Annotated in this window: 20 protein-coding genes; 13 read left to right on the top strand and 7 right to left on the bottom strand. The window is 51.1% G+C overall.

Annotation, left to right across the window (positions count from 1 at the left end):
* Positions 1–346: 346 nt before the first annotated feature.
* Entirely contained in the window at positions 347–640 is a 294-nt protein-coding gene (locus ACJJIR_RS12095) for a YciI family protein (protein ID WP_444905529.1), read from the top strand.
* A 54-nt stretch (positions 641–694) separates the two neighbouring features.
* Here the strand turns inward: ACJJIR_RS12095 and ACJJIR_RS12090 are convergent, their stop codons facing one another.
* Positions 695–1,429, bottom strand: coding sequence for an SDR family oxidoreductase (locus tag ACJJIR_RS12090; RefSeq protein ID WP_444897575.1), 735 nt, complete (start codon positions 1,427–1,429; stop codon positions 695–697).
* A 108-nt stretch (positions 1,430–1,537) separates the two neighbouring features.
* On the opposite strand from ACJJIR_RS12090, the gene ACJJIR_RS12085 reads away from it, so the two are divergent.
* Positions 1,538–2,140, top strand: a complete 603-nt coding sequence (locus tag ACJJIR_RS12085; protein ID WP_444905528.1) for a TetR/AcrR family transcriptional regulator — start codon at positions 1,538–1,540, stop codon at positions 2,138–2,140.
* Between the two features lie 49 nt (positions 2,141–2,189).
* Here ACJJIR_RS12085 and ACJJIR_RS12080 read toward each other — a convergent pair whose 3' ends face one another.
* Both ACJJIR_RS12080 and ACJJIR_RS12075 read right to left on the bottom strand, forming a co-directional pair.
* Complete coding sequence (locus tag ACJJIR_RS12080; protein WP_444897573.1) at positions 2,190–2,738, bottom strand: DUF934 domain-containing protein; 549 nt, start codon at positions 2,736–2,738, stop codon at positions 2,190–2,192.
* Positions 2,722–4,383, bottom strand: a complete 1,662-nt coding sequence (locus tag ACJJIR_RS12075) for a nitrite/sulfite reductase (RefSeq protein ID WP_444905527.1) — start codon at positions 4,381–4,383, stop codon at positions 2,722–2,724. Before ACJJIR_RS12075 ends, ACJJIR_RS12080 begins: the two co-directional genes overlap by 17 nt.
* A 430-nt stretch (positions 4,384–4,813) precedes the next feature.
* Here ACJJIR_RS12075 and ACJJIR_RS12070 point away from each other — a divergent pair, with 430 nt between their 5' ends.
* Positions 4,814–5,626, top strand: a complete 813-nt coding sequence (locus ACJJIR_RS12070; RefSeq protein ID WP_444905526.1) for a hypothetical protein — start codon at positions 4,814–4,816, stop codon at positions 5,624–5,626.
* A 351-nt stretch (positions 5,627–5,977) separates the two neighbouring features.
* Here ACJJIR_RS12070 and ACJJIR_RS12065 read toward each other — a convergent pair whose 3' ends face one another.
* Both ACJJIR_RS12065 and metH read right to left on the bottom strand, forming a co-directional pair.
* On the bottom strand, positions 5,978–6,196 hold the full coding sequence (locus ACJJIR_RS12065) for a DUF2970 domain-containing protein (RefSeq protein ID WP_413665506.1): 219 nt from the start codon (positions 6,194–6,196) through the stop codon (positions 5,978–5,980).
* A gap of 4 nt (positions 6,197–6,200) precedes the next feature.
* Positions 6,201–9,896 (bottom strand): methionine synthase, encoded by a 3,696-nt coding sequence (metH, locus tag ACJJIR_RS12060; protein WP_444905525.1) that lies wholly within the window; start codon positions 9,894–9,896, stop codon positions 6,201–6,203.
* Between the two features lie 220 nt (positions 9,897–10,116).
* On the opposite strand from metH, the gene ACJJIR_RS12055 reads away from it, so the two are divergent.
* The 8 genes from ACJJIR_RS12055 to ACJJIR_RS12020 all read left to right on the top strand — a co-directional run bounded on the left by ACJJIR_RS12055 (position 10,117) and on the right by ACJJIR_RS12020 (position 17,114).
* Positions 10,117–10,707, top strand: coding sequence for a TetR/AcrR family transcriptional regulator (locus tag ACJJIR_RS12055; protein ID WP_444905524.1), 591 nt, complete (start codon positions 10,117–10,119; stop codon positions 10,705–10,707).
* A gap of 119 nt (positions 10,708–10,826) precedes the next feature.
* Entirely contained in the window at positions 10,827–11,858 is a 1,032-nt protein-coding gene (gene curA / locus ACJJIR_RS12050; protein ID WP_444905523.1) for an NADPH-dependent curcumin/dihydrocurcumin reductase, read from the top strand.
* A 33-nt stretch (positions 11,859–11,891) separates the two neighbouring features.
* Positions 11,892–12,572, top strand: a complete 681-nt coding sequence (locus ACJJIR_RS12045) for a type 1 glutamine amidotransferase domain-containing protein (protein ID WP_444905522.1) — start codon at positions 11,892–11,894, stop codon at positions 12,570–12,572.
* Positions 12,573–12,681: 109 nt separating this feature from the next.
* Positions 12,682–13,272 (top strand): Fe-S biogenesis protein NfuA, encoded by a 591-nt coding sequence (gene nfuA / locus ACJJIR_RS12040; RefSeq protein ID WP_282933143.1) that lies wholly within the window; start codon positions 12,682–12,684, stop codon positions 13,270–13,272.
* A 256-nt stretch (positions 13,273–13,528) separates the two neighbouring features.
* A complete protein-coding gene (locus tag ACJJIR_RS12035; protein WP_444905521.1) occupies positions 13,529–14,401 on the top strand; it encodes a patatin-like phospholipase family protein in 873 nt (290 codons plus the stop codon).
* Between the two features lie 310 nt (positions 14,402–14,711).
* Positions 14,712–15,581, top strand: a complete 870-nt coding sequence (locus ACJJIR_RS12030; protein WP_444905520.1) for a patatin-like phospholipase family protein — start codon at positions 14,712–14,714, stop codon at positions 15,579–15,581.
* Positions 15,582–15,820: 239 nt separating this feature from the next.
* Positions 15,821–16,696, top strand: a complete 876-nt coding sequence (locus ACJJIR_RS12025; protein WP_444905519.1) for a patatin-like phospholipase family protein — start codon at positions 15,821–15,823, stop codon at positions 16,694–16,696.
* Positions 16,680–17,114 carry a nuclear transport factor 2 family protein gene (locus ACJJIR_RS12020; protein WP_413665513.1) on the top strand — a complete coding sequence of 145 codons (435 nt, stop codon included), beginning with the start codon at positions 16,680–16,682 and terminating at the stop codon, positions 17,112–17,114. Before ACJJIR_RS12025 ends, ACJJIR_RS12020 begins: the two co-directional genes overlap by 17 nt.
* A gap of 32 nt (positions 17,115–17,146) precedes the next feature.
* Here the strand turns inward: ACJJIR_RS12020 and ACJJIR_RS12015 are convergent, their stop codons facing one another.
* The gene (locus ACJJIR_RS12015; protein ID WP_444905518.1) at positions 17,147–18,142 is read right to left on the bottom strand and encodes an endo alpha-1,4 polygalactosaminidase; all 996 of its coding nucleotides are present in this window, start codon (positions 18,140–18,142) and stop codon (positions 17,147–17,149) included.
* 203 nt (positions 18,143–18,345) lie between these two features.
* Positions 18,346–20,910, bottom strand: a complete 2,565-nt coding sequence (gene hrpB, locus ACJJIR_RS12010; RefSeq protein ID WP_444905517.1) for an ATP-dependent helicase HrpB — start codon at positions 20,908–20,910, stop codon at positions 18,346–18,348.
* A gap of 125 nt (positions 20,911–21,035) precedes the next feature.
* Between hrpB and ACJJIR_RS12005 the strand changes: the two genes are divergently transcribed.
* A complete protein-coding gene (locus tag ACJJIR_RS12005; RefSeq protein WP_444905516.1) occupies positions 21,036–21,500 on the top strand; it encodes a cupin domain-containing protein in 465 nt (154 codons plus the stop codon).
* Positions 21,501–21,702: 202 nt separating this feature from the next.
* Positions 21,703–22,653: a D-alanine--D-alanine ligase family protein gene (locus ACJJIR_RS12000; RefSeq protein ID WP_444905515.1), complete on the top strand. Its 951-nt coding sequence runs from the start codon at positions 21,703–21,705 to the stop codon at positions 22,651–22,653.
* Positions 22,654–22,671 lie beyond the last annotated feature (18 nt).

Genomic DNA, 22,671 nt, shown 5'->3' with positions numbered 1-22,671 from the left:
CGCATTAATCCCCAAATGTTTTGAGAGGAGTTTGGTATGTGGCTTTGAGGGGGATACCATAGCCTGGAAGGCAGATGAAGTTCTTCAGGCCACATGTAACTTGATTAATCTGAAGTATCGTCTATTTAGCACTTTTGCCTAAAGAAAGGTACGTGATGGCACCATTAAATTAAATGATGCCCGATCATCAATCTCCGATGGTTTCCATTTAAACTACTGCTTGGGGATTATCCTCTACCGCCAAGATGAAAAGATTAGCTATCTATTAGTTTGGTGGAGGTTATTTCTGCAAGCTTAAAGTGGTGTAAAGAGTTGATATATAGCCCCTAAGGAGGGGGGAGACGTTATGTTTTTAGTGAACTTGAATTTCCCGGATATTAAAAAACTGACCCCAGAGTTAATGGCGGAGCATGTGAGCTACCTGGAGGGACACTATAAATCGGGAGACCTGCTTTTTGGCGGGGCGAAAGAGCCTAGAACTGGCGCGATAATTATTTCACGTCATCCCTCCAAGGAGGTGCTGCGAAAGGTTCTGGAAGAAGACCCTTTCACAAAACATGGGGCGTCGACTTTTACGATCACTGAGTTTGTACCCGTTATGGCTTCAGAGGAATTTTCCAGCCTCTTGAAAGAACCCTAGATCGGGTTCCTTCGAGGCTTGTGTTACTTCTTACTCAGACAATCTTCGGCCGTGTTATTCGCTAAGGTCTGCGGTGATCACCGAATCAGAGAAGCTCTGATAAGCGGCTTCAAAAGTCTGCGACATGGCATCCGGGAAGAGGTGAAAATCCCCATTTTTTAGCGCGCCAACAATTTCCTCAGCTACTGCACTGGGGGATTCTCCGTCCTCCAGTCCAGCCTGTTTGGCCATATCTGTTTTGATGGGGCCGGGGTGAACACTCAATACTTGTACGCCTCGCTCCTGCAGCGTTTCTCGAAGTGCCTGGGTAATTGCGTAGCTGGCGGCTTTGGATGCGGAATAGGTGCTAACGTGTGGGAAGGTACGCAAGGATACTACCGAATTCATTTGTACCAGGGCGCCTTTGCTCTTTTCCAAATGGGGGGTGAATGCTTTGGCTACACGGACAAGCCCAAAGGTATTCACTTCCAGTTCCTGCTTAAGTGAGTCCTCTACATGGTCGCTTAGCGGGTCTGCGGGCGCAAGTACCCCGGCATTGTTCACCAGAATATCCAATTCCTGAATCGCCTTTGCCGCCGCCCCTACACTTTGGGCTTTTGCCACATCGAGTTCCAATGTGATGACTTTGTCGCCATATTTTTCTGTCAGCTCTGTCGTTGTTTCTGGGTTACGCACGGCCAGATAGACTTTTTTTGCGCCACCGTCGAGAAAGCGCTCGACAATTGCCTTGCCAATTCCGCGGTTTGCTCCAGTTACAAGGGCAGTTTTTCCTTCGATTGAAATGCTCAATTCCGTTCTCCTGTGAATGGTTGATCAATATTGTACCGATCGGTAAGGTTTGAGCTAAGTCTTACCGATCGGTACAATATTGTCAAAACAATTTTTGGGAGATTGCCAATGGCGGGTCGCAAGCCGGAGTTTGATAAGGCGCATGCGCTGGAATCAGCAACGAAAGTCTTTTGGAAAAAGGGCTATGTGGGCGCCTCAATGGCTGACCTGACCAAGGCTATGGGGATTAATAAGCCCAGTCTGTATTCTTCCTTTGGCAATAAAGAGAAACTGTTTGTTCTTTCATTGGGGCAATACTTGGATAGATATGCCAAAGATCGTATGCAGTTCCTAACGGAAGAGGGGGTGCCGTTACGGCAGCGATTGCATAGTTATTTGCTGGCTACCGTTAAAGGACAGGCCGGGGAGGGAACCCCGAGGGGTTGTTATCTGGCGTTTGGATTATCGGAAACTGCCGGTGATGCTTTGCCTTCTGATGCCATTGACGCTTTAAAAGCTGCTGACGCAGAAGCGGTAAAGCAACTGGTTGACTTGTTTCGTTTTGATAAAGAGTCCCAGGCTATAGGGCTGGATCGGCGTGCCGAGGAGTGCGCTATGTACCTGATTACCTTGTTGCATGGCACAGCATCGGTATTGCGATCCGGGCGAGAACTCAAGGAGGTGGAACCCTCTTTGGAGTTTGCGCTCAATGGATTGGGGTTGGAGGTGTGATGGAAGTGGAAATTTAGACCTCTGAGTATTCAGAGGTCTAAATTGAGCTTTAGAAGCGGCGACGGAACATGGGCAGCGGTTGGTCTACCCCTGTTTGGTAGCTATCGCCAAAATCGCTCATCGAGTCTTTAAGGCTTGCCAGAGGCTGCTCGCCTTCAAATGCGTAGGCATTGAAGCCGCAGCGTTGTAAATAGGTCAGCTGGTCTCGCATAAACCCGCCTACTGCGCGTAACTCTCCGGTAAAGCTGTAGCGCTCGCGCAGCATACGGCCGGCGGTAAAGCCCCGACCGTCGGCAAATGCTGGGAAGTGCACGGCAATTACCGGCAATTTGGGAGCTTCTTCCGCAATCTGCTCGGCACCTTCTTCACTGTCCAGCCAAACACCGACTTCGTCACTGCGGGATGACAGCGCATCGCGATGCGCCAGCCACTGTCGCAGTGGCAGGATAATTTTGCCGGAGGGCAGGGTGCTTGGGTCCAACTCCTCTCCCGCTTCCAGTTGGGGCACCAGCTGCCATTCGTTGGTCTTTACTTCACCATCGATGATCAGTTCTGCGGGGTTGCCCGGCTGTGGGCCCAGTTTAGCTGGCTTTGGCATAAACTCTCTCCTTGAAGGGCTGAAGGCCGATGCGGTTGTAGGTGTCGATAAAGGGCTCTTCCGTTTGGCGCTGCTCGACATAGAGGTCGAGGATTTTGCTGATCACGTCTGGCACTTCAGCGCGGGAGAAACTGGGGCCCAATACTTTGGCCAGGCTGGCCTCGTTGGATGCACTGCCGCCCAGCTGAATCTGGTAGAACTCTTCGCCTTTTTTGTCGACGCCGAGGATGCCGATATGTCCCACGTGGTGGTGGCCACAGGCATTCATACAGCCAGAGATATTGAGGTTGAGGTCACCCAGGTCGTACAGGTAGTCCATGTCGTCAAAGCGACGCTGGATGGCTTCGGCTACTGGGATGGACTTGGCGTTAGCAAGTGAGCAGTAGTCACCGCCGGGGCAGCAAATCATATCGGTCAGGGTGCCGATATTCGGTGTGGCGAAACCGTGCTTGCGGGCCTGTTGCCAGAGTTCAAACAGTTTGTCCTGTTCGACGTCTGCGAGTACCACATTCTGGTCGTGAGTTACCCGAGCTTCACCAAAGCTAAAAGTATCGGCGAGATCGGCAATAGCCTCCAGTTGGGCATCGGTTACATCACCCGGGGGTACACCAGTGGGTTTGGTGGACAACTTAATCGCGCGATAACCGGGTACCCGGTGAGGGTAGGTGTTGCGTTCAAGCCAGCGGGCAAAGGCTTTGTCGCTGTCAGCTTGTTGTTGCAGTGCAGCTTCAGCAGCTGATCCGTCAAACTCGCGATATTCTGGGGCTGTGAAGAAGGATTTTGCCCAATCCAATGCTTCCTGGGTTAACTTTTCAGCGCCGTCTTTAATATGTTGCCACTCTTCTTCCACGCGGCGGCCGAACTCTTCCGGGCCGAGGGCCTTGACCAGAATTTTAATGCGCGCTTTGTACTTGTTGTCGCGGCGACCCAGCTGGTTGTAAACGCGGACAATCGCTTCAAGGTAAGAGAGCAGGTCTTCTTCCGGCAGGAAGTCGCGGATGGTCTCGGCAATAACCGGTGTGCGGCCCTGACCGCCACCTACCAATACCTGGAAGCCAATCTCTTCACCGCGCTTGACGATCTGTACACCGATATCGTGTACGCGGATGGCTGCGCGGTCCTGTTCTGAACCACTGACGGCAATCTTGAACTTGCGCGGCAAGAAAGCGAATTCCGGATGGAATGTAGACCACTGGCGAATCAGCTCGCAGTAGGGGCGCGGGTCGGCAATCTCGTCGAGCGCAATGCCGGCGTAGGGATCCGAGGTGGTATTTCGGATACAGTTGCCGCTGGTTTGTACCGCGTGCATTTCCACTTCCGCCAGTTCATCGAGAATAGCGGGTACATCTTCCAGCTGCGGCCAGTTGTACTGGAGGTTCTGGCGCGTAGTGAAGTGGGCGTAGCCTTTATCGTAGTCGCGGCTTACGCGAGCGAGACGGCGTAACTGGGCACTGTTGAGTAGGCCGTAGGGAACGGCAATACGCAACATGGGGGCCAGTCGCTGAATATAGAGGCCATTTTGCAGGCGCAGCGGCAGGAATTGCTCCTCGCTCAACTCGCCGGCAAGGTAACGTTCCGTTTGGCCGCGGAACTGGGCTACGCGATCGTTGATGATGGCGCGGTCCCGGTCGTCGTATCGATACATAACAGCTTGATTCCATTGCCTTTGTGCGCTGATGGTGGAGAAAGGGGCGGGCCCCGGACGATTCTCCGCTGGCGCATAACATACCAGCGCTCTTATGCAATAAATAACAATATTTTCCGCTATATCTGTAACCAACAGTTATAAGAGAGATTTATCAGCATAGTGCTTGTCTGTTGTTGCAGATTCGAGGAGCGTTGGAGTAATGGCTATCTATGCCGTCCTGTCTGTTTTTTAGCCGCAACTTACCTGTTGAGTGTAGCGACTCCACTTCGGGACCTGGCAAATCGACGCTAATTCGGTTAGCTGTGAATTGATACCGCCTCTCAGTTTACTTGTGGTGATATAAATTGCGAATAGTCAGTCACATGTGAGACTGGTCAGTGGCTAAGTCAGTGACTGAATTCCTAAAAAAATATAAGAGGTAAGCGGGATGGCTAAAGATATCCTTGCGGCGATGATTGAGTTTGATGATTCATCAAAGTTTACTGGTGTGAGTAACAGTAATTTCGATGTGTTTGAGGGGGCGCTGGCTCGCGCTAAAGCCATGATGCAAGAGTACTCCGACGATAAATATATCAAGATGTTGGTTGCTCCGGAGTATTACTTTTCAGGGTATGCCTCTAAAGCAAAAACTAATCACATCGACTCTTTAAGCAAGGGCTCCAAGAGTGATATTTATTCCGGCCTGCGCAGAGCTTCCCGTCAATACCCGAACATTCTGATTGTTGCAGGGACTATTGCTTACACAAAAGGTGGTGGATGTTTTTCTTCAGTATCTTACTTGAGCATTGCTCCTATCCTGGCCGGTGGCAATTTCCTGCTGAAGAAATATAAAGTTGGCAATGATAAGTATCAGACAGATGATGCTTTTTCGACCAAGGCAAGTGACAGTACTTTTTCGTACAAGGGCTTAACTTTTGGCATTGATATTTGTTTGGATCATAACAATAGGATTCTAAAAAACTCGCTGGGTGGTAAAACTATCGATGTACATATTCTGATTTCCGATGGCTCAAGCCCGAGTCCAGGTTCTCTGGCGACGAACAAGAGTGGTGGTGGAGCCGTGGTGTTTTGCAATATGACGAGTGTTAACAAGGGCAAAGGTGTTAATGGAATTATGTCAGTTTCCCTAAATAAATGGGGCAATCTGAATGTCGATGTTAACAGCCGTACACAGGTTGCTAAGACTGGCCAGGCTCTCACCGGAGGGTTTCATATCGCTCTCTATTCCGGGCAGGCCTAGACTGGCACTTGGGTCGGTAAGGTTGTTTGCCGGCCCCGCCTTGCAACTGATGACTTGATTTGCTCTACTTGGGTTGCCGCATCCAGCGGCCCAACTACTTTAAATAACAATAAAGAACGATCGGAGAGATTCGATGAATGATGAAGTAGCTGTAGTTTCTGAAGACGATAATGTAGTGGATGCAATTGCTGCTGTAGCACTGGTCGCAATTTTCGTAGCCACCTGTATTTTTTGGGTGGCCACGCGCTAGCCCGCCGCTGGCCCGGAGTTGTGTAGTCCCGGGCATTAGCGATAGACATTTCGCTCGGCTTATTTGTGTAGCTGCTAGCTGATGGAAAGCACTCTGCGCTTTTAGCCCATATTGCCGAGTACTATTTTCACAATTAGAGCCAATCCGATTACAAATACGGCGGTAAAAACAACGCCGGCAATAACGTACGTCATAATACTGCCGCTTTGAAAATCCCTTTCGCGGTTTTTATCACTCTGCACGCCAATTGCGGCGGCCAGGGTACTGACTACCACCTGGCCGAAATTGGGCTTTTTCGCTTTCTTATTATTATCTTCCACAGGCTCACTCCTCGAGGTTGGGACGTAGCCAGCGCTCCAATTCTGGTTCGCTGACCCCTTTTCGTTTAGCCAGGCTTTGCAGCTGATCTCTGCCGATCTTGCCCACATTGAAGTACTTTGCCTGGGGGTGGGCGAAGTACCAACCGCTCACCGCAGCTGCGGGCATCATGGCAAAGTGTTCGGTAAGGCTGACGCCTGCATTTTGCTCCGCTTGTAGCAATTTGAACAGGGTAGCTTTTTCCGAATGATCGGGGCAGGCGGGATAGCCCGGGGCTGGGCGGATGCCCTGGTAGGCTTCCTTGATCAGCTCCTCATTGCTCAGAGTTTCGTCTTCGGCATAGCCCCAATATTCTTTTCGCACCAAGCGGTGCAGTGTCTCAGCAAAGGACTCTGCCATACGGTCTGCCAGGGCCTTTACCATAATGGCGTTGTAATCGTCGTGCTTGGCTTCGTAGGTGTCTGCTAACTCGTCTGCGCCGATGCCAGTGGTAACCGCGAAGCCGCCCACATAGTCTATTTGGCCGGACTCAAGCGGCGCGACGAAATCTGCCAGGGAGCGGCAAAGGCCATCACCACCGCGTTTCTGTACCTGCTGGCGCATATGGTGAAGGCGAGCCAGCTCCTCACTGCGGCTTTCATCCTTGTAGACGATGATATCGTCGCCGACGCTATTGGCGGGCCATAGGCCGAATACGGCCCGTGCGCGCAATAGCTTTTTATCGATAATCTCTTTCAACATACGCTGGGCGTTGTCGTAGAGATCGGTAGCGGCTTCTCCCACAATTTCGTCTTCAAGGATTGCCGGGAATTTACCCGCCAAATCCCAGGAAATAAAGAAAGGCGTCCAGTCCATAGTGTCGAGCAGTTTCTCCAGAGGGAAATCGTCGATCACGGTAAGGCCCAGCTTGTTGGGTCGTGCTGGCTGGTAGTTTTTCCAATCAAATTCCGGGGCAGTATCCCGCGCTTCCTCGTAGGTTAAGCGGGTGTCATTGCGCTTGCGGTTGGCGGTGCGGGTGCGCACCTTTTCATACTCGGCCTGGATTTTTTCCACAAAGGCTGGGCGCAGCTCATTGGAAATCAGGCTGCTGGCCACGCCTACGGCGCGAGATGCATCGGCTACATACACCACCTGGTTGCGGTGGAATTGGGGATCAATTTTTACGGCGGTATGGGCTTTGGAGGTGGTAGCTCCGCCGATCAATAATGGGATATCAAACCCCTGGCGCTCCATCTCGGCGGCTACGTGAACCATTTCATCCAGGGATGGGGTGATCAGGCCGGACAGGCCGATAATGTCACACTCCTTTTCCTTTGCTGTTTGCAGAATAGTTTCCGCTGGCACCATCACGCCGAGGTCGATCACTTCATAGTTGTTGCAGGCCAGCACCACGCCCACGATATTTTTGCCAATATCGTGCACATCCCCTTTAACAGTGGCCATCAGGATACGGCCGTTGGAGCGGCTGCCTTCGGTTTTTTCCGCTTCAATATAGGGTTGCAGGTAGGCTACCGCCTGTTTCATAACCCGGGCGGATTTCACTACCTGGGGCAAGAACATTTTCCCTTCGCCAAACAGGTCGCCAACGATATTCATACCGTCCATCAGTGGACCTTCGATCACATCCAGTGGGCGTGAGGAACTTGCGCGGGCCTCTTCGGTATCTTCCTCGATATAGTTGTTAATGCCTTTCACAAGGGAGTGTGCCAGGCGTTCCTTCACGGGCAATTGGCGCCAGCTCAGGTCCTCTTTGCGTGTGGCACCGCCGCCATCCCCTTGGTATTTGGGGGCAATTTCCAGCAGGGCTTCAGTGGCATCCGGGCTGCGGTTGAGGATCACATCCTCAACTTTTTCCCGCAGCTCCTCTGGGAGTTCGTCGTAAACCGCCAGCTGCCCGGCGTTCACGATACCCATATTCAGGCCGGCTTTAATAGCGTGAAACAGGAATACTGAATGAATGGCTTCACGTACCGGGTTGTTGCCCCGGAAAGAGAAGGAAACATTGGAGACGCCGCCACTGATCTGGGCACCGGGCAGATTTGCGCGAATCCAGCGGCACGCCTCGATAAAGTCCACCGCGTAATTATTGTGTTCCTCAATACCGGTGGCGACAGCAAAAATATTCGGGTCGAAAATAATATCGGTGGGATCGAAGCCGACTTCATCGACCAGCACATCGTAGCTGCGCTTGCAGATCTCAATTTTGCGCTCGAAAGTATCCGCCTGGCCATCTTCATCAAAAGCCATCACCACCACAGCCGCACCGTAGCGCAGGCACAGTTGGGCCTTTTCGATAAACTCCTCTTTGCCTTCCTTGAGGCTGATGGAGTTCACAATGGGCTTGCCCTGGATGCATTGCAGGCCGGCCTCGATCACCTCCCACTTGGAGGAGTCCACCATAAATGGCACCTTGGCGATATCCGGTTCGGTAGCGGCAAGGTTGAGGAAGCGGCGCATAGCGGCGAGTGCATCCAGCATCGCCTCATCCATATTGAAGTCGATTACCTGCGCCCCATCTTCCACCTGGGCGGCAGCCACTTGCAGGGCGGTGTCGTAGTCCTCTTCAAGTATCAGGCGCTTAAATCGGGCGGAGCCAGTGACGTTGCAACGCTCGCCCACATTGACGAATAGGGCGTTTTCATCGGCGACAAATGGCTCCAGTCCGGACAGGCGCAGAGCAGGTTTTATTTCCGGCTGCTGTCGTGGGGGTATATCGGCCACTGCGTCGGCAATTGCACGAATATGATCGGGGGTGGTGCCACAACAGCCGCCGAGGATATTAATAAATCCGCTGCGGGCAAATTCCGCTACGATTGCGGCAGTCTGCTCAGGGGTTTCGTCGTATTCGCCAAACTCATTGGGCAATCCCGCGTTGGGGTGGGCGGAGACATTAGAGGTACAGGCGCCCGATAAGGCTTCCACATAAGGGCGCAATTCGGTGGCGCCCAGGGCACAGTTGAGCCCCACAGAAATTGGCTTTGCGTGGGCAACAGAATAGTAAAAAGCTTCGGTCGTTTGGCCGGAAAGGGTGCGGCCGGAGGCATCGGTAATGGTGCCGGAAATCATAATTGGCAGTTCGAAACCCAGCTCCTCAAAGAGCTGCTGCATGGCATAGATAGCGGCCTTGGCATTGAGGGTGTCAAAAATGGTTTCGATTAAGATCAGGTCGCTGCCGCCTTCGACCAAAGCGCGGCCCGCTTCTACATAGTTTTCTACCAGTTCATCGAAAGTGACATTGCGTGCCCCTGGGTCATTGACGTCTGGTGAAATACTGGCGGTGCGGGAAGTGGGGCCGATGACCCCGGCTACCCAGCGCGGGCGCTCTGGGGTAGAGAGTGCATCTGCTGCACGGCGCGCGATCTCTGCGGAGGCCCGGTTGATCTCTACCACCAGGTGTTCCATGTCGTAATCAGATTGGGACAGCTGGGTCGCGTTAAAAGTATTGGTTTCGATAATGTCCGCGCCCGCCTCAAGGTACTCCCGGTGAATCTTTTCGATCAGCTCCGGGCGGGTCAGGCTGAGCAGGTCGTTATTGCCTTTCAAGTCGCGAGGGAAGTCGGCGAAGCGCTCGCCCCGATAATCGGCCTCTTCCAGCTTCTCCCTCTGGATCATCGTCCCCATAGCGCCATCCAGGATCAGGATGCGTTGCGCAAGCGCGGCATTAATTTGCTCGAGACGTTGGTCGCGGGACTGCTGGGACATTTACCAATCCTTATATTGTCGATCTTTTGCCGATGGTGGGAATGGCGCCAATCTTAGCACAGTCACGCCCACTCACCGGCTGCGACTTACGCCTTTTTGGTTGTTCCACCACAATAACAGAGCAGTTTTGAATAAAGTTGAGCAATTTATAGATACTCTACACCTCCTAATCACTATAAATCCCTAGACGACCGGTCTAGTTTTGCGTAGAGTGCTAGGCATGAAAAGCAGCTATGAAGATACTCGCCAACATTTGTTGGATACCGGTTACACCGTGATGGCCGTAAAAGGTTTCTCCGGTGTAGGTTTGAGTGAAATTCTCAAAACCGCCGGTGTGCCAAAGGGATCCTTTTATCACTACTTTAAGTCCAAGGAGCAATTTGGCGAGGCTCTGCTGGAAGATTATTTTCGCAGCTACCTGGAACAGATGGACGTTGGCTTTTCCTCCCGGGATCAATCTGCCGCCGATAATTTATTGGCCTATTTTGATGCTTGGCAGAAGAGTAGTGGGGAGCGTTACGATGCACACCGCTGCCTGGTGGTTAAGCTTAGCGCTGAGGTGGCAGACCTGTCTGAATCGATGCGGGTTATCCTCAGAGATGGGACTGAGCATATTATTCAGAAGCTCCAGAATTGTATCGAGCTGGCGGGGGAAGACGGTTCTCTGCCTAGCACCCTCAATGCCCGTGCCACCGCAGCTTCCCTGTACCAGCTGTGGCTGGGAGCCAGCCTGTTGGCCAAGTTAAACCGCAACGATACGCCAATGGCAGAGGCGATGCTGGCGACCCAGGAGATACTGGGGAAACACTGAGTTTTTTACTGAGCCCGCGAGGGGAAAACCGTTGCGGGTATTTTTATGGCGCCTTTCTAGACGACCGGTCTAATTTGGTGACTTTGACTTCCATTTTACGAAGTTATGGAGAATAGAGAATGCAATCGAGCGATATAAACCGCCGCCTGGTATTGGCATCCCGCCCTGAAGGTGCCCCGACGACAGATAACTTCCGCCTGGAGCATGCCCCTGTGGTCAAGCCGGAGGACGGCGAGGTGCTGTTGCGCACAGTATTCCTATCGCTCGATCCCTATATGAGGGGGCGAATGAGTGATGCGAAGTCCTACGCAGAGCCTGTTTCACTGGGAGAGACCATGGTTGGAGGGACGGTGAGCCGTGTGGTTGAGTCCCGATTGAATGGCTTCGAGGAGGGGGATTGGATACTCGGTTATAGCGGCTGGCAGGACTACGCCATCTCTGATGGTACCGGGTTGATTAACTTGGGTAAAAATCCGGATTACCCCTCCTTCTCCCTGGGAGTGCTGGGTATGCCGGGAATCACCGCCTACTTTGGTTTGCTAGAAATTGGGGAGCCAAAAGAAGGGGAGACTCTGGTAGTTGCAGCTGCTACTGGTCCTGTGGGGGCAACAGTTGGACAAATCGGCAAGTTGCAAGGGTGCCGGGTAATCGGTGTTGCTGGAGGTGAGGAAAAGTGTCGCTATGCGGTAGAGGAGTTGGGCTTCGACCTGTGCCTGGATCACCGCGCCGAAGATTTTGTCGATCAATTGGCTGCGGCTTGCCCTGACGGTATCGATATCTATTTTGAAAGTGTTGGTGGCAAGGTCTTTGATGCGGTGCAACCGCTATTAAATGATTTTGCGCGGATTCCTGTATGTGGGCTTATCTCTCAGTACAACGCAACCTCATTGCCGCAAGGCCCGGATCGCACCAGTTTGTTAATGCGGGATGTACTGACCAAACGCTTGAAAATCCAAGGCTTTATTATTTTCGATTACTACGAACGTTTTCATGAAGCGGTACGTACATTAAGTCAGTGGGTTGCCGAAGGCAGTATTAAATACCTTGAGGATATGGTCGAAGGGTTGGAAGAAACACCCAATGCATTTATCGGGCTTCTGGAAGGAAAGAACTTCGGCAAGTTAGTTGTGCGCATAGGAAATGATGATTGAAGCAAAGCTGACAAAGTTTATAAGGACAGAAATATGAAAATACTGATGGTTTTGACTTCCCACGATGAACTGGGGAATACCGGCAAGAAAACGGGGTTTTGGCTGGAGGAGTTTGTCGCACCTTACTACACCTTCAAGGACGCCGGTGCTGAAGTGACCCTGGCCTCTCCAAAAGGCGGGCAGCCGCCTCTCGATCCCAAGAGTGATGAGCCAGATTTTCAGACGGAGGCGACTCATCGCTTTCAGGCTGACGCCGATGCTCAGCAGGTTCTGGCCAATACCCACAAATTGGCTGATATGAATGAGTCTGATTTTGATGCAGTCTTTTATCCCGGTGGCCATGGTCCCTTGTGGGATCTTGCGGAAGACCCGGTCTCAATTGCACTGATTGAGAACTTTTTTGCCGCAGACAAGCCGATCGGTGCTGTGTGCCATGCTCCGGGTATTTTCCGTCATACCCGCCGCCAGGATGGCGCTTACCTGGTGTCGGGAAAAGGTGTGACCGGATTTACCAACTCGGAAGAGGCTGCGGTTGAACTGGTGGATGTCGTGCCTTTCCTGGTTGAGGATATGCTCAAGGGAAATGGTGGAAACTACTCCAAAAGTGGTGATTGGGCACCCTATGTAGTGGTAGACGGCAAACTGGTAACTGGTCAAAATCCGGCCTCTTCAGAGGAAACCGCCCAGACTCTTATGGGATTTATCCCCACCTAGGAGGGAGGGGGAGGCCGGTCGGTCGAAGGGGTTCCAATTGACCGGTTTCCCTTGAGTCTTTCTGAGAGTAGAATACCCGACAAAGAAGCTTGGTTATTTGAGAGCCTATATGTCTGATTTGAATGTCACTATTACTGAACCCGCTCAGGAATACCTGAAAGAGTTGTTGGCCAAACAGGACTGTGAGGGAATTGCCATTCGCATGTTTGTTTCCAGTCCCGGCACGCCTAACGCCGAGACTTGTATCGCCTACTGTCGCCCGGGAGAGGAGGAAGAAGGTGATGTGATGTTGGAAATGAACGGTCTCAAAGCTTACTTCGAAGGACGCAGCGTGCCCTATCTGGATGATGCTCGGGTCGATTACTCTTCGGACAAGATGGGCGGGCAGCTGACGATTCGCGCGCCCAACTCCCGTATGCCGAAAATTACCGATGACAGCCCTATCCAGGACCGTATTAACTATGTTTTGTACAACGAGGTTAATCCGGGCCTGGCAGCTCACGGTGGCCAGGTAAGCCTGGTAGAAGTGACTGAGGATATGTTTGCTGTGTTGAAGTTTGGTGGCGGCTGCCAGGGCTGTGGCATGGTTGATATGACTTTGAAGGAAGGCGTGGAAAAGACTCTCAAAGAGAAAATCCCCGAATTAGCTGGCGTGAAAGATATTACTGACCATACCGACAAGTCCCAGGCCTACTACTGAGTTCCTGAGACCATTCTGAGTCGGCCAAGTGGCTCAAAAGAAAAAGGCGAACCTTGTGTTCGCCTTTTTTATTGCTGTGAACCTCTCAGGTTAGATCCCGCGTAAGCCTCCCTACGAACTACTCCCACACTGTATATATTTGAAATATTCCTCGGTGCTTTTGAGGCGCTGGGGCAATGTAAAGTGCCGGTGCAGCGATCCAGTGATTGGTCATGCTAGTGATTGCTTGTGCGCCAACTCCAGGGAAGAACAATCTATGTTTGACCAAGTGGTGTTTGCCGGTGGCGGCGTGCGCTGTACCTGGCAGATCGGCTTTTGGGAGTCGGTTGCAAAGGAAATTGATCTGGCACCACGGGTGGTCAGTGCAGTATCCGCTGGCGCCCTGGTCGCCAGCCTTGTTCTGATGGACAGGTCACTCGACGGAGTGGATTACTTTGTTTCGGCATTTAAATCCAATGGGAAAAATATCCATTGGGGTAATATGTTTCGCAAAGACCCTGTATTCCCGCACTACACAATTTATCGTCGAGCATTAAGCGATTTATTTTCTGGGGGCTTTGATCAACTCAGGGAAGCCTCAGACTTGCGTATTGGGGTCAGTACTTCGCCGAAATGGCTGCCTGGTCCGATCGCGTTAATGATTGGAGCAGCGATTGATTACTCTGATACTTATATTTTCCCGAACCTTCACCCCACTACTGCACTTAAATTGGGCTTCCGCCAATCTTTTTATAAAGTTCGTCACTGTTCAGATCCGTCCCAGTTAGAGAAGCTGGTTATTACTTCATCCTGCACGCCACCTCTGACACCGCGTCTGAAGCAGGGCGGTGCAGAGGTATTGGATGGAGGGGTTGTAGATAGTGTGCCTATTGGTGGGCTGGATACCGCTGAAGGACGGGTGCTTATTTTGCTAACCCGACGTTTCCCACAGCTGCCGGACCGTTTTACGGTACAAAAATTTAACCAGGAATGGACATATGTTCAGCCCTCTGGACATGTTCCACTTAATGTTTGGGATTTTGCCAGTCCGGAAGAGGTGAAAGATACTTTCCGTATGGGGATTGCAGATGGCCGTGCATTTTTAGCGGCCCTGAGTGGCGAAGGGCGGTTAATTGAGAGCCCTCCCTGATGTGACTGAGGATATCTTGAATTACTGATTGGAAGATTACGATCTTAAAGTTACACATAGGTTTGCACTGAATGTTGAGATAAAGACACCTTTAGTCTCAATGCCTAGTTGGTATGAAAAGTGAAGCCTTTTTTATATCTATTTGTATCAAGGTGGTTGGCAGGTTTGCTGATTGTGATGCGTAATAGTTGGGAGAGAGCCATTAACTGTTATCTCGCTTTAACGCTTGGTGGCGATAGAGACAAAAACTTCTGCCTAAAATCAAAAATCCCCGTATTTATTTCGACAGCCTTTTTTAGAGGGTGTCGTCATGTTTGATCAAATGGTTTTTGGTGGCGGAGGAAGCCGTTGCACTTGGCAGCTTGGTTTTTTGTTATCCCTAAGTCGCGAATTACCGATCCGGCCAAAAGTTGTTTGTGCTGCATCCGGAGGCAGCATGGTAGCGGCACTCATGCTTACGGATCGCTGCCGTGAGGGTGTTAATTACTTTCACTCTGCTTGCAAAAAAAATGAAAGGAATTTCTACTGGAATAATTCATTCCGTAAAGAACCAATTTTTCCGCACTTTGAGATCTATCGCAAAGGGGTGCATGAATTTTTTCACGATAGCCTTGAGCCTCTGCGTCAATCTGCCGACCTCAGAATTGCAGTGACCTATCCCCCGGAATGGTTGCCTGTGCCGCTCGCACTGACGCTGGGGCTGGCAATTTTCTACTCTAACAAACATATCTTTCACGACTTGCACCCAAATACAGCGTTACATTTGGGGTTTCGCCAAATGTTTCACCCCGTGAGTAAATGCAAAGATGGGAAAGATCTTGAGCAGCTTATTTTGAGTTCCTGTTGTGCCCCTCCCATATCCCCAAGGTTATCGCTTGATGGTGCAGAGGTACTGGATGGAGCTCTGGTAGGTAATGCCCCGGTCGCCGGCTTGGATGCTAGCAAAGGGCGGGTTCTGATTTTGGATACAGGGAACTTTCCACACCTACCGAACAGTTTCAGTGTGCAAAGGGGGGGGCAGGTGTGGACTTATGTGCAGCCCTCCAGCCCGCTGCCCATCGGGATGTGGAATTTTGCTGACCCCAGTGCGCTGAGGCATACCTTGAAAATTGGGGTTGCAGACGGTTATGCCTTTCTCGATGCGCTGGTGTCCGGTAAGGAGCGCCTGGTGGAAATTTGAGTATTCAGTGAGTTCAGGGTCAAGACGATCAGTTGCACAATACTTGTGATTCGATTAGCTTATGCAATTAGTTGCATATTGTTGTCGTCATCAATATGTCATCATGAAGGCTGAAACTAATTGGTCATAAGTGTCGGCGGTAATGCAAAGAGCGGCCTGAAACTGCACTTGAGAGGATGTAAAACACAGAATGGACTCAGGAAGTTCCAGCCGGAAGGCTGCTGCAGGGAAGCGAGATCATGTTTGACCAAGTTGTTTTTGCCGGTGGTGGTGGGCGGTGTACCTGGCAGATTGGTTTTTGGGAGTCGATAGCCAACGATATTAGTCTTTCTCCGAAGGTGGTTACTGCGGTCTCGGCAGGGGGCCTAATGTCGAGCCTGGTGCTGATGGGTAAGACGGAGGAGGCTCGTGAATATTTTTGGACTGCGTTCGAGACTAATGAAAAAAATGCTTATTGGGGAAACCTTTTCGGTAAAGAACCTGTGTTCCCCCAATATGGAATCTACCGCAATGCGATGTTAGAGCTGTTTCGCGATGGACTGGAGACCCTTCAGCAGGGCGCAGAGTTGCGAATTGCGGTTGTTCACCCACCAAAAGGCCTATCTGGAGGTTTGGCTTTTGGAGTGGGGGCCATGGCCTACTATGCCGATAAGCATTTTTTACGCAGCCTTCACCCCAAGATCGCCCAGCGCTTAGGTTTTAAGCAGCAATTTTATCGAGCCCGGGATTGTTCCAGTATTGAGGAGTTGGTGGATTTGATTTTGTGCTCCTCCTGTACGCCGCCATTCACTCCAAGACTTAAGTTGCGGGGACGAACAGCACTCGATGGTGGGGTGGTAGATAATATCCCGGTGGCAGGATTGGATAATGGAAAGGGAAGGGTGCTGGTGCTGTTGACCCGTCGTTACGATCAGTTCCCAGACATATTTACACAGCGTAAAGGCGATCAGGATTGGACTTATGTCCAGCCCTCGAAACCGCCATTCATCAGCGTCTGGGACTACACAAATCCTGAGCTGGCCCAAAAAACATACGAGTTGGGGTGCGCTGATGGGAGAGAATTTTTACAAAAACAAGTGAGTGAAGAGGAAGTCTCCAATGAACAATTCCAATAATAAAATAGCGGAATCTATTGCCCTATGGCACGAGATGGTTGCTGCGCGAGATCTGAGTCGCTTGCCAGCGATCGTTGCAGAAGATGCTGTTTTCCGTTCACCGGCATTTTTTAAGCCCTACCACAGCTCCGCTGCTGTGTGCCTGATTCTCAATACCGTGATGCAGGTTTTTGAGAGCTTTGAATACGACCGTGAATTTACTACCGAATCGGGACACGATCTGGCTCTTGAATTCGCAGCCTCCATCGGTGATAAGAGCCTGAAGGGATTGGATATTATCCGCTTTAATGATGAAGGCAAGATTATTGAGTTTGAGGTGATGATACGCCCGCTCAACGCTCTGCAAAAATTGGCAGAGGAAATGTCCGGGCGACTTTCCCAGTATGTGACTCAATATAAGGAAACTCAGCAGGCCTGATGCCCGCTGAGTGAAGCGTTGGGGCCTAATGATTACTCATCGTCGGAATCGAAGTATTCAAATGCATCGATTCCATCCATATAGGCCCCATCGAATCCTGCATCAACGATCATATAAATATAAGAATCATCGTTGCCGAAGATAATTTTCTGCCAGCCCTCCTGCCAGTACTTTACGTAGTAATTACCTGGCTCGCCGGATATTTCCCCCAGTAGCCATTCGGGAGGGGTGTTGTACCAATAGGATTTCCAGTAATAACGATCGTCTTGTGCCTCGCCGACATTGACATAGGCCAGCACTAGGCGGCGCCCACCATTTTCTTTTACCCTGAGCTGCTCAATTTGTTCTTCTGTGTAAGGTTCACCGTCAAAGAAAAAGTCGATTATCAATATGTCGTAATCGGTTTCACTTAGTTTATCGATGAAATCTTGAGGCGTAGAGTAGTTGCTGGTATTGGTGATATTGATAAAGTTTTTGGCTTCCTCAAGGTCATCAATGTCCAGAGAGTTAACATTGAAGGGCTCATCGGGATATAGCGGTACATCGTTCAGGAGTTCGCTATCTGCGGCAAAAGAAATATACCCAGCCTCTTCGTTATTCTCATATGACTCTTGAATATCCCGCTCAATATTGGTGAAGTCCGTGATTAGGATTGTATCCCCTTCATCTTTCGCCAAGTCCAGGTAAGTTTGCAGGCGCTTGGTTTCTGACTCGCTGGTGGGCTCGTTGACAACACCATTTGCGCCAAAGAAGAGGGCCTCTTGTGCAATGCCGTCTGTGGCATCCAGGTAGGCTTCATCGACGGGACCAGTGGTAGTGGTTGTCGTAGTAATCAACTCAACCCCATTCTGGGGTACGATGAGAAAGTGACGGTTGATGCCCTTGGCGTAGGCGCTGATATCCTCTACCAGGTAACGCATTTCCTTATCGTACTTGATAGTTGACTGATTCAAATCATCGGGAAGATCATCGAGGCTACAGCCAAATATCAGTAATGGGCTGAGAGCTGCTAAGAGTATTCGGCGCAAAATACATCTCCATTGCTACGAGTTAGAGTTTGTTCTGGTTTTGGGGCGTCGCTGCGGGTCAAAATAATTCAGACTATCTCTATTGGCGCGAGTTCCTATCCCTTGCGGCAGCTTATGCTATCCGGTTGTTGCTGAATGTTAACTTAACCGCCGCCCAGAAAGTAATTTTGCTGCCTCAGGGGCAGTGAATCTAAAAAAAAGAACTACCGTCCCATATCCATTCTCTTCTTCGTTTTAGTAGTAGCCTCAGCCGTCAGGGGATCATCGGGCCAGTAGTGTTTCTGGTATTTGATACGCAACTCCTTCTTTACCTCTTGGTAAGTATTGGCCCAGAAATTCACCAGGTCACGGGTAATTTGAACGGGGCGCCGTGCCGGAGAGAGCAAATGAATCATCAATGGATAGCGGTTTTTTAGAATTGTTGGAGTTTGTGCCAATCCAAATAGCTCCTGCAGGCGCACAGCCAAAACAGGTGGGGTTTCTCCGTAGTCGATTCTTATCCGGGAGCCACTGGGAACCAGGTAGTGACTGGGGGCCAAGTCTTCGAGTTTTTGTTGCAAGTCCCACTCAAGCTGTCCGCGCAAGATGCTTTGCAAGTCAAGCTGCCCTAGCTGCTCAAGTTTGCTGAACCCCTGTAAATGAGGCAGCAGCCAATCCTCCATGGTCTCCAATAGAGCCTCATCACTCCAGTTTGGTACTCGGGTGTCGCTGAGAAAATCCCCGCACTCTTCACTTTGGCGTAAAAATTCCACTCGAAAACGTAACTGGTTAGCTTCTGTGTTCCAGGGGAGGGAGGAGAGACCTTTCTTTCGTACGGCTTCTAATAATGCGCGACTGAGGGTCTCCGGGGGAATATCTGCTGCAGGCCGCTGGTGTAAAACCAGCGCCCCCAATTGCGTTTGCTGTAGGGCGACAGCGCGGCCGGTAGTCTCGTCCCAGCGAACTGAAATCTCTTCTTTGATCTGGGCGGCGAAATGCGACTTCAAAGCGGGCAGAGAAATCTCTGCTGCCAGCTGGATACTTGCATCTCGGCCCTGGCCATCCAGTTCGGCAATGACCAGGTATTTGCTTAAAGCTAGGGCGTCATCATGGGAGAAATGTGCGCCTCGGCCACTGGAGAGTAGAAACCGGCTGCTGGTATCACTGCGCGATTTCGCAATACGGTCTGGGTAGGCGAGTCCAAGCAGGGCACCAGTTTCATCGGAGTGATCGATACTCTGTGGTGCAGGACTTGAACTTGACTCAAATTTCTTTAATTGAGAGAGCCAGGTTTTAGACTGCTGGCGTATTCTGTGAGCAGTACCTCGATCTACCCGCCGATCGTTGCCTTGGGACTGTAGAGCCTGAATCCGTTTGCTAATGTCCCTATCCCATCGGGCTTCGCCACGAAAAATATCCCGTTCAGATAGTAGCGCTGCCAGCAGGCAGGCCTGTTCCTGCAATCCCCAGCCGACACTGGCAACTAACATATGTGCGAGGCGAGGGTGGGCGCCAAAGGCCAGCATGGTATTCCCGTGAGAGGTAATACGCAGTTTGTCATCCAGTGCCCCCAGTTGCTGCAAGAGCTGCTGGGCCTGGGCCATAGGTCCTGGGGGTGGTGTGTCGAGCCAGTTGAGCTCGCTGACATCGGTAACCCCCCATTTGGCTAATTCAAGTGCCAGGGGAGCCAGGTCACTGCGGGTGATTTCCGCTGTATTTTTGGCGCTCAATGACCGCTGCCGGCCCTCACTCCAGAGTCGCAGACAGTAGCCGGCGCTGAGGCGCCCGGCGCGCCCTGTACGCTGGGTAGCGGAGGCCTGGGAAATCGAGCTTGTCACCAAACGATTCATGCCGCAGTTGGGATTAAATCGCGATTCGCGCATTAATCCTGAATCGATAACTATTCGGATGCCCTCAATCGTCAGGCTCGTCTCGGCCACATTTGTAGCCAGTACGATTTTTCTCGTGCCTGGTGCCGCTGGTGCTATCGCCTGATCCTGCTGCTCACGGCTCAGATCCCCAAAAAGCGGTGCAATAATAATGCGGCCCTTTTCGGTTTCCTCAGATAGTCGCTCCTCCAATAAGCTCTCAACCTGTTTGATTTCGGCGACACCAGGAAGGAAGGCGAGAACACTACCTTCTTGTTTACCTAAGGATGCGACAACTTTATTTGCCATCAAAGCCGGGATTTGTCGTTTGTCCTCGGGCTCTTCTCGTTGGTTCAAGTACTCAATATCGACGGGATAGCTGCGTCCTTCACTGAATATGATGGGTGCGTTATTTAGTAGTGAGGAGATGCCGCTGGTATCCAGGGTGGCAGACATCACCAGAATCTTGAGGTCCTCGCGAAGATATTCCTGGGACTGAAGACATAAGGCGAGGGAGAGGTCGGCTTGCAGACTGCGCTCATGAAATTCATCGAATATGACCAGAGCGCAGGATGCCAATTCAGGGTCAGCCTGTAAGAGGCGCGTGAGAATTCCCTCGGTTACAACCAGGATGCGGGTCTTCTTGCTTGACTTCCGTTCGCCCCGGACCTGAAATCCAACGGTATCACCAACTTTCTCACCCAGCTGGTTGGCCATGCGCGCCGCTGCCGTTCTAGCGGCCAAACGTCGCGGCTCCAGCATAATAATATTCTTTCCGCTCAACCAAGGCTCATCTATTAATGCCAGTGGTACGGCGGTTGTTTTACCCGCTCCGGGGGGCGCCTGGAGCACGACATTACTATGCCCTCTCAAGGCCTGGAGCAGTTCGGGGAGGATGCTGTTAATAGGTAACTCAGACATGGGCGCGATTATAGTGATTTCGCAACATCGGTGATACCAGCACTGTCCGGTAAGCTGGCTAGCTGCTGGCTGAACTATATTCTCCCGTAACTAGATGGTTGCTTCCCAGGAGAAAGGAGAGTGCGATGAGTGTGAATGTCCGGCGAGTTGTTACAGGGCACGACCCAGAGGGAAAGCCAGTAGTGCTCATAGATGATCAGGGTTTGCATACCAGTAGTTGGCGGCCTCATATGGTTCAGCAGCAGTTATGGACTACTCAGGGCTTGCCCGTAGAGCTTTGTGAAGATGGTAGAGACAACGGCGGGAGAAAATTTGATGGAACTACGATTCCGGGAGGCTCGGTTTTTAAGGTCGTAGAATTTGGGCCAGGAGTTACGCCACGATCTCACCAAACTGACAGCATTGATTATGCGGTGGTGATGTCTGGGAATATTGAGATGGAAATGGGAGATGAGGTTGTTGTGAAGCTGTCTGCGGGAGATGCACTCGTCCAGCGGGGGACAGTTCATAACTGGGTCAACCGAGGTGAAGAACCTTGCGTGATAGCTTTTGTGCTAATTAGCTCTACGGGCAATACGGCATTTGGTTAGTTGTCTTTAATAATGGTCACTTCGCAAGTACTTTCGACTTCAACCCTATCCAAAACTCAGGACTAATGAAGGTTATTAACTTCTTTTTTACGTGCAGTTTTCCGGGTAGAGGCTGGGGGGGCGTTAAAGTGAAAACCAGTTGCGTAGCTAATATTCCAGTCCGGCATTCGATAGGTTGTGTAGTGGCAGCGGAGCATGATTGATGCGTATCGGTATAGTCTACGACCTTCGTGATGATTATCTCGGGATGGGGTTTAGTGAAGAGGACGTCGCTGAACTTGATCACCTGGAGACGATAGATGCGATTCACGATGCGCTTACCAGCGCTGGCCACCATATCGAACGGGTCGGCAATATTCACAGGTTGGCGCAGCAACTGGTTGAAGGTAACACCTGGGATCTGGTGTTCAATATTGCTGAGGGCATATACGGAACCGGGCGCGAAGCACAGGTTCCCGCTTTGTTGGACGCCTGGAAGATACCGTACACATTTTCTGATCCATTTGCCAACACAGTGACCCTTAATAAGGAGATGACCAAACGCATATTGCGGGATATGGGTATTCCAACGGCACAGTTTGCAGTTGTTCGAAGTGTTACAGATGTCAATCGAGTAGAGCTTGAATACCCTTTGATGACAAAGCCACTTAGGGAGGGAACCAGTAAGGGGGTATCGCCTGAATCCAAAGTTATCGACAAGGCAGCTTTGAAAAACCGCTGTGAATACCTTTTGAGTCGGTTTAATCAGCCAGTACTGGTTGAAACATTCTTACCTGGCCGAGAGTTTACTGTGGGCTTTTTGGGGACGGGTGCAACTGCCGAGTGCATTGGCGTGATGGAAAAGTTATTGGGCGATGAACCTGTGTATTACAAGTATGATGGAGCTTTCCCCGGCCGGCTTGTTGACGATGATCAGGCGCTAAAGGTCCGAGCAATTGCGCAGAAGACTTGGGGAGTACTTGAGTGTCGTGATGGTGGTCGAGTTGATATTCGCTATGATGCACAGGGGGCCCCCATGGTTATGGAGGTCAATGTCCTACCCGGTTTGCGGCCTGAAGTTTCTGAACTGCCCGTGATGTGTGAATTGGCGGGTATTCAGTATGGAGCCATGATCAACCGTATTGTGGAATCAGCTATAAGCAGTCATCTATAGATATCCTGGGTTCTGAAA

Source organism: Microbulbifer maximicatervae (SeqCode) (assembly GCF_052467385.1).
The sequence above is the reverse complement of the archived record's forward strand: the minus strand, read 5'-3'. Positions and strand labels throughout refer to the sequence as shown.

Coding starts and splice junctions, on each gene's coding strand:
- ACJJIR_RS12080 (WP_444897573.1), bottom strand. CDS start 2,738: ATGCCAAAGCCAGCTAAACTGGGCCCACAGCCGGGCAACCCCGCAGAA.
- ACJJIR_RS12085 (WP_444905528.1), top strand. CDS start 1,538: ATGGCGGGTCGCAAGCCGGAGTTTGATAAGGCGCATGCGCTGGAATCA.
- ACJJIR_RS12025 (WP_444905519.1), top strand. CDS start 15,821: ATGTTTGACCAAGTTGTTTTTGCCGGTGGTGGTGGGCGGTGTACCTGG.
- ACJJIR_RS12005 (WP_444905516.1), top strand. CDS start 21,036: ATGAGTGTGAATGTCCGGCGAGTTGTTACAGGGCACGACCCAGAGGGA.
- ACJJIR_RS12075 (WP_444905527.1), bottom strand. CDS start 4,383: ATGTATCGATACGACGACCGGGACCGCGCCATCATCAACGATCGCGTA.
- ACJJIR_RS12000 (WP_444905515.1), top strand. CDS start 21,703: ATGCGTATCGGTATAGTCTACGACCTTCGTGATGATTATCTCGGGATG.
- ACJJIR_RS12095 (WP_444905529.1), top strand. CDS start 347: ATGTTTTTAGTGAACTTGAATTTCCCGGATATTAAAAAACTGACCCCA.
- ACJJIR_RS12030 (WP_444905520.1), top strand. CDS start 14,712: ATGTTTGATCAAATGGTTTTTGGTGGCGGAGGAAGCCGTTGCACTTGG.
- ACJJIR_RS12055 (WP_444905524.1), top strand. CDS start 10,117: ATGAAAAGCAGCTATGAAGATACTCGCCAACATTTGTTGGATACCGGT.
- metH (WP_444905525.1), bottom strand. CDS start 9,896: ATGTCCCAGCAGTCCCGCGACCAACGTCTCGAGCAAATTAATGCCGCG.
- ACJJIR_RS12070 (WP_444905526.1), top strand. CDS start 4,814: ATGGCTAAAGATATCCTTGCGGCGATGATTGAGTTTGATGATTCATCA.
- curA (WP_444905523.1), top strand. CDS start 10,827: ATGCAATCGAGCGATATAAACCGCCGCCTGGTATTGGCATCCCGCCCT.
- nfuA (WP_282933143.1), top strand. CDS start 12,682: ATGTCTGATTTGAATGTCACTATTACTGAACCCGCTCAGGAATACCTG.
- ACJJIR_RS12020 (WP_413665513.1), top strand. CDS start 16,680: ATGAACAATTCCAATAATAAAATAGCGGAATCTATTGCCCTATGGCAC.
- ACJJIR_RS12035 (WP_444905521.1), top strand. CDS start 13,529: ATGTTTGACCAAGTGGTGTTTGCCGGTGGCGGCGTGCGCTGTACCTGG.
- hrpB (WP_444905517.1), bottom strand. CDS start 20,910: ATGTCTGAGTTACCTATTAACAGCATCCTCCCCGAACTGCTCCAGGCC.
- ACJJIR_RS12045 (WP_444905522.1), top strand. CDS start 11,892: ATGAAAATACTGATGGTTTTGACTTCCCACGATGAACTGGGGAATACC.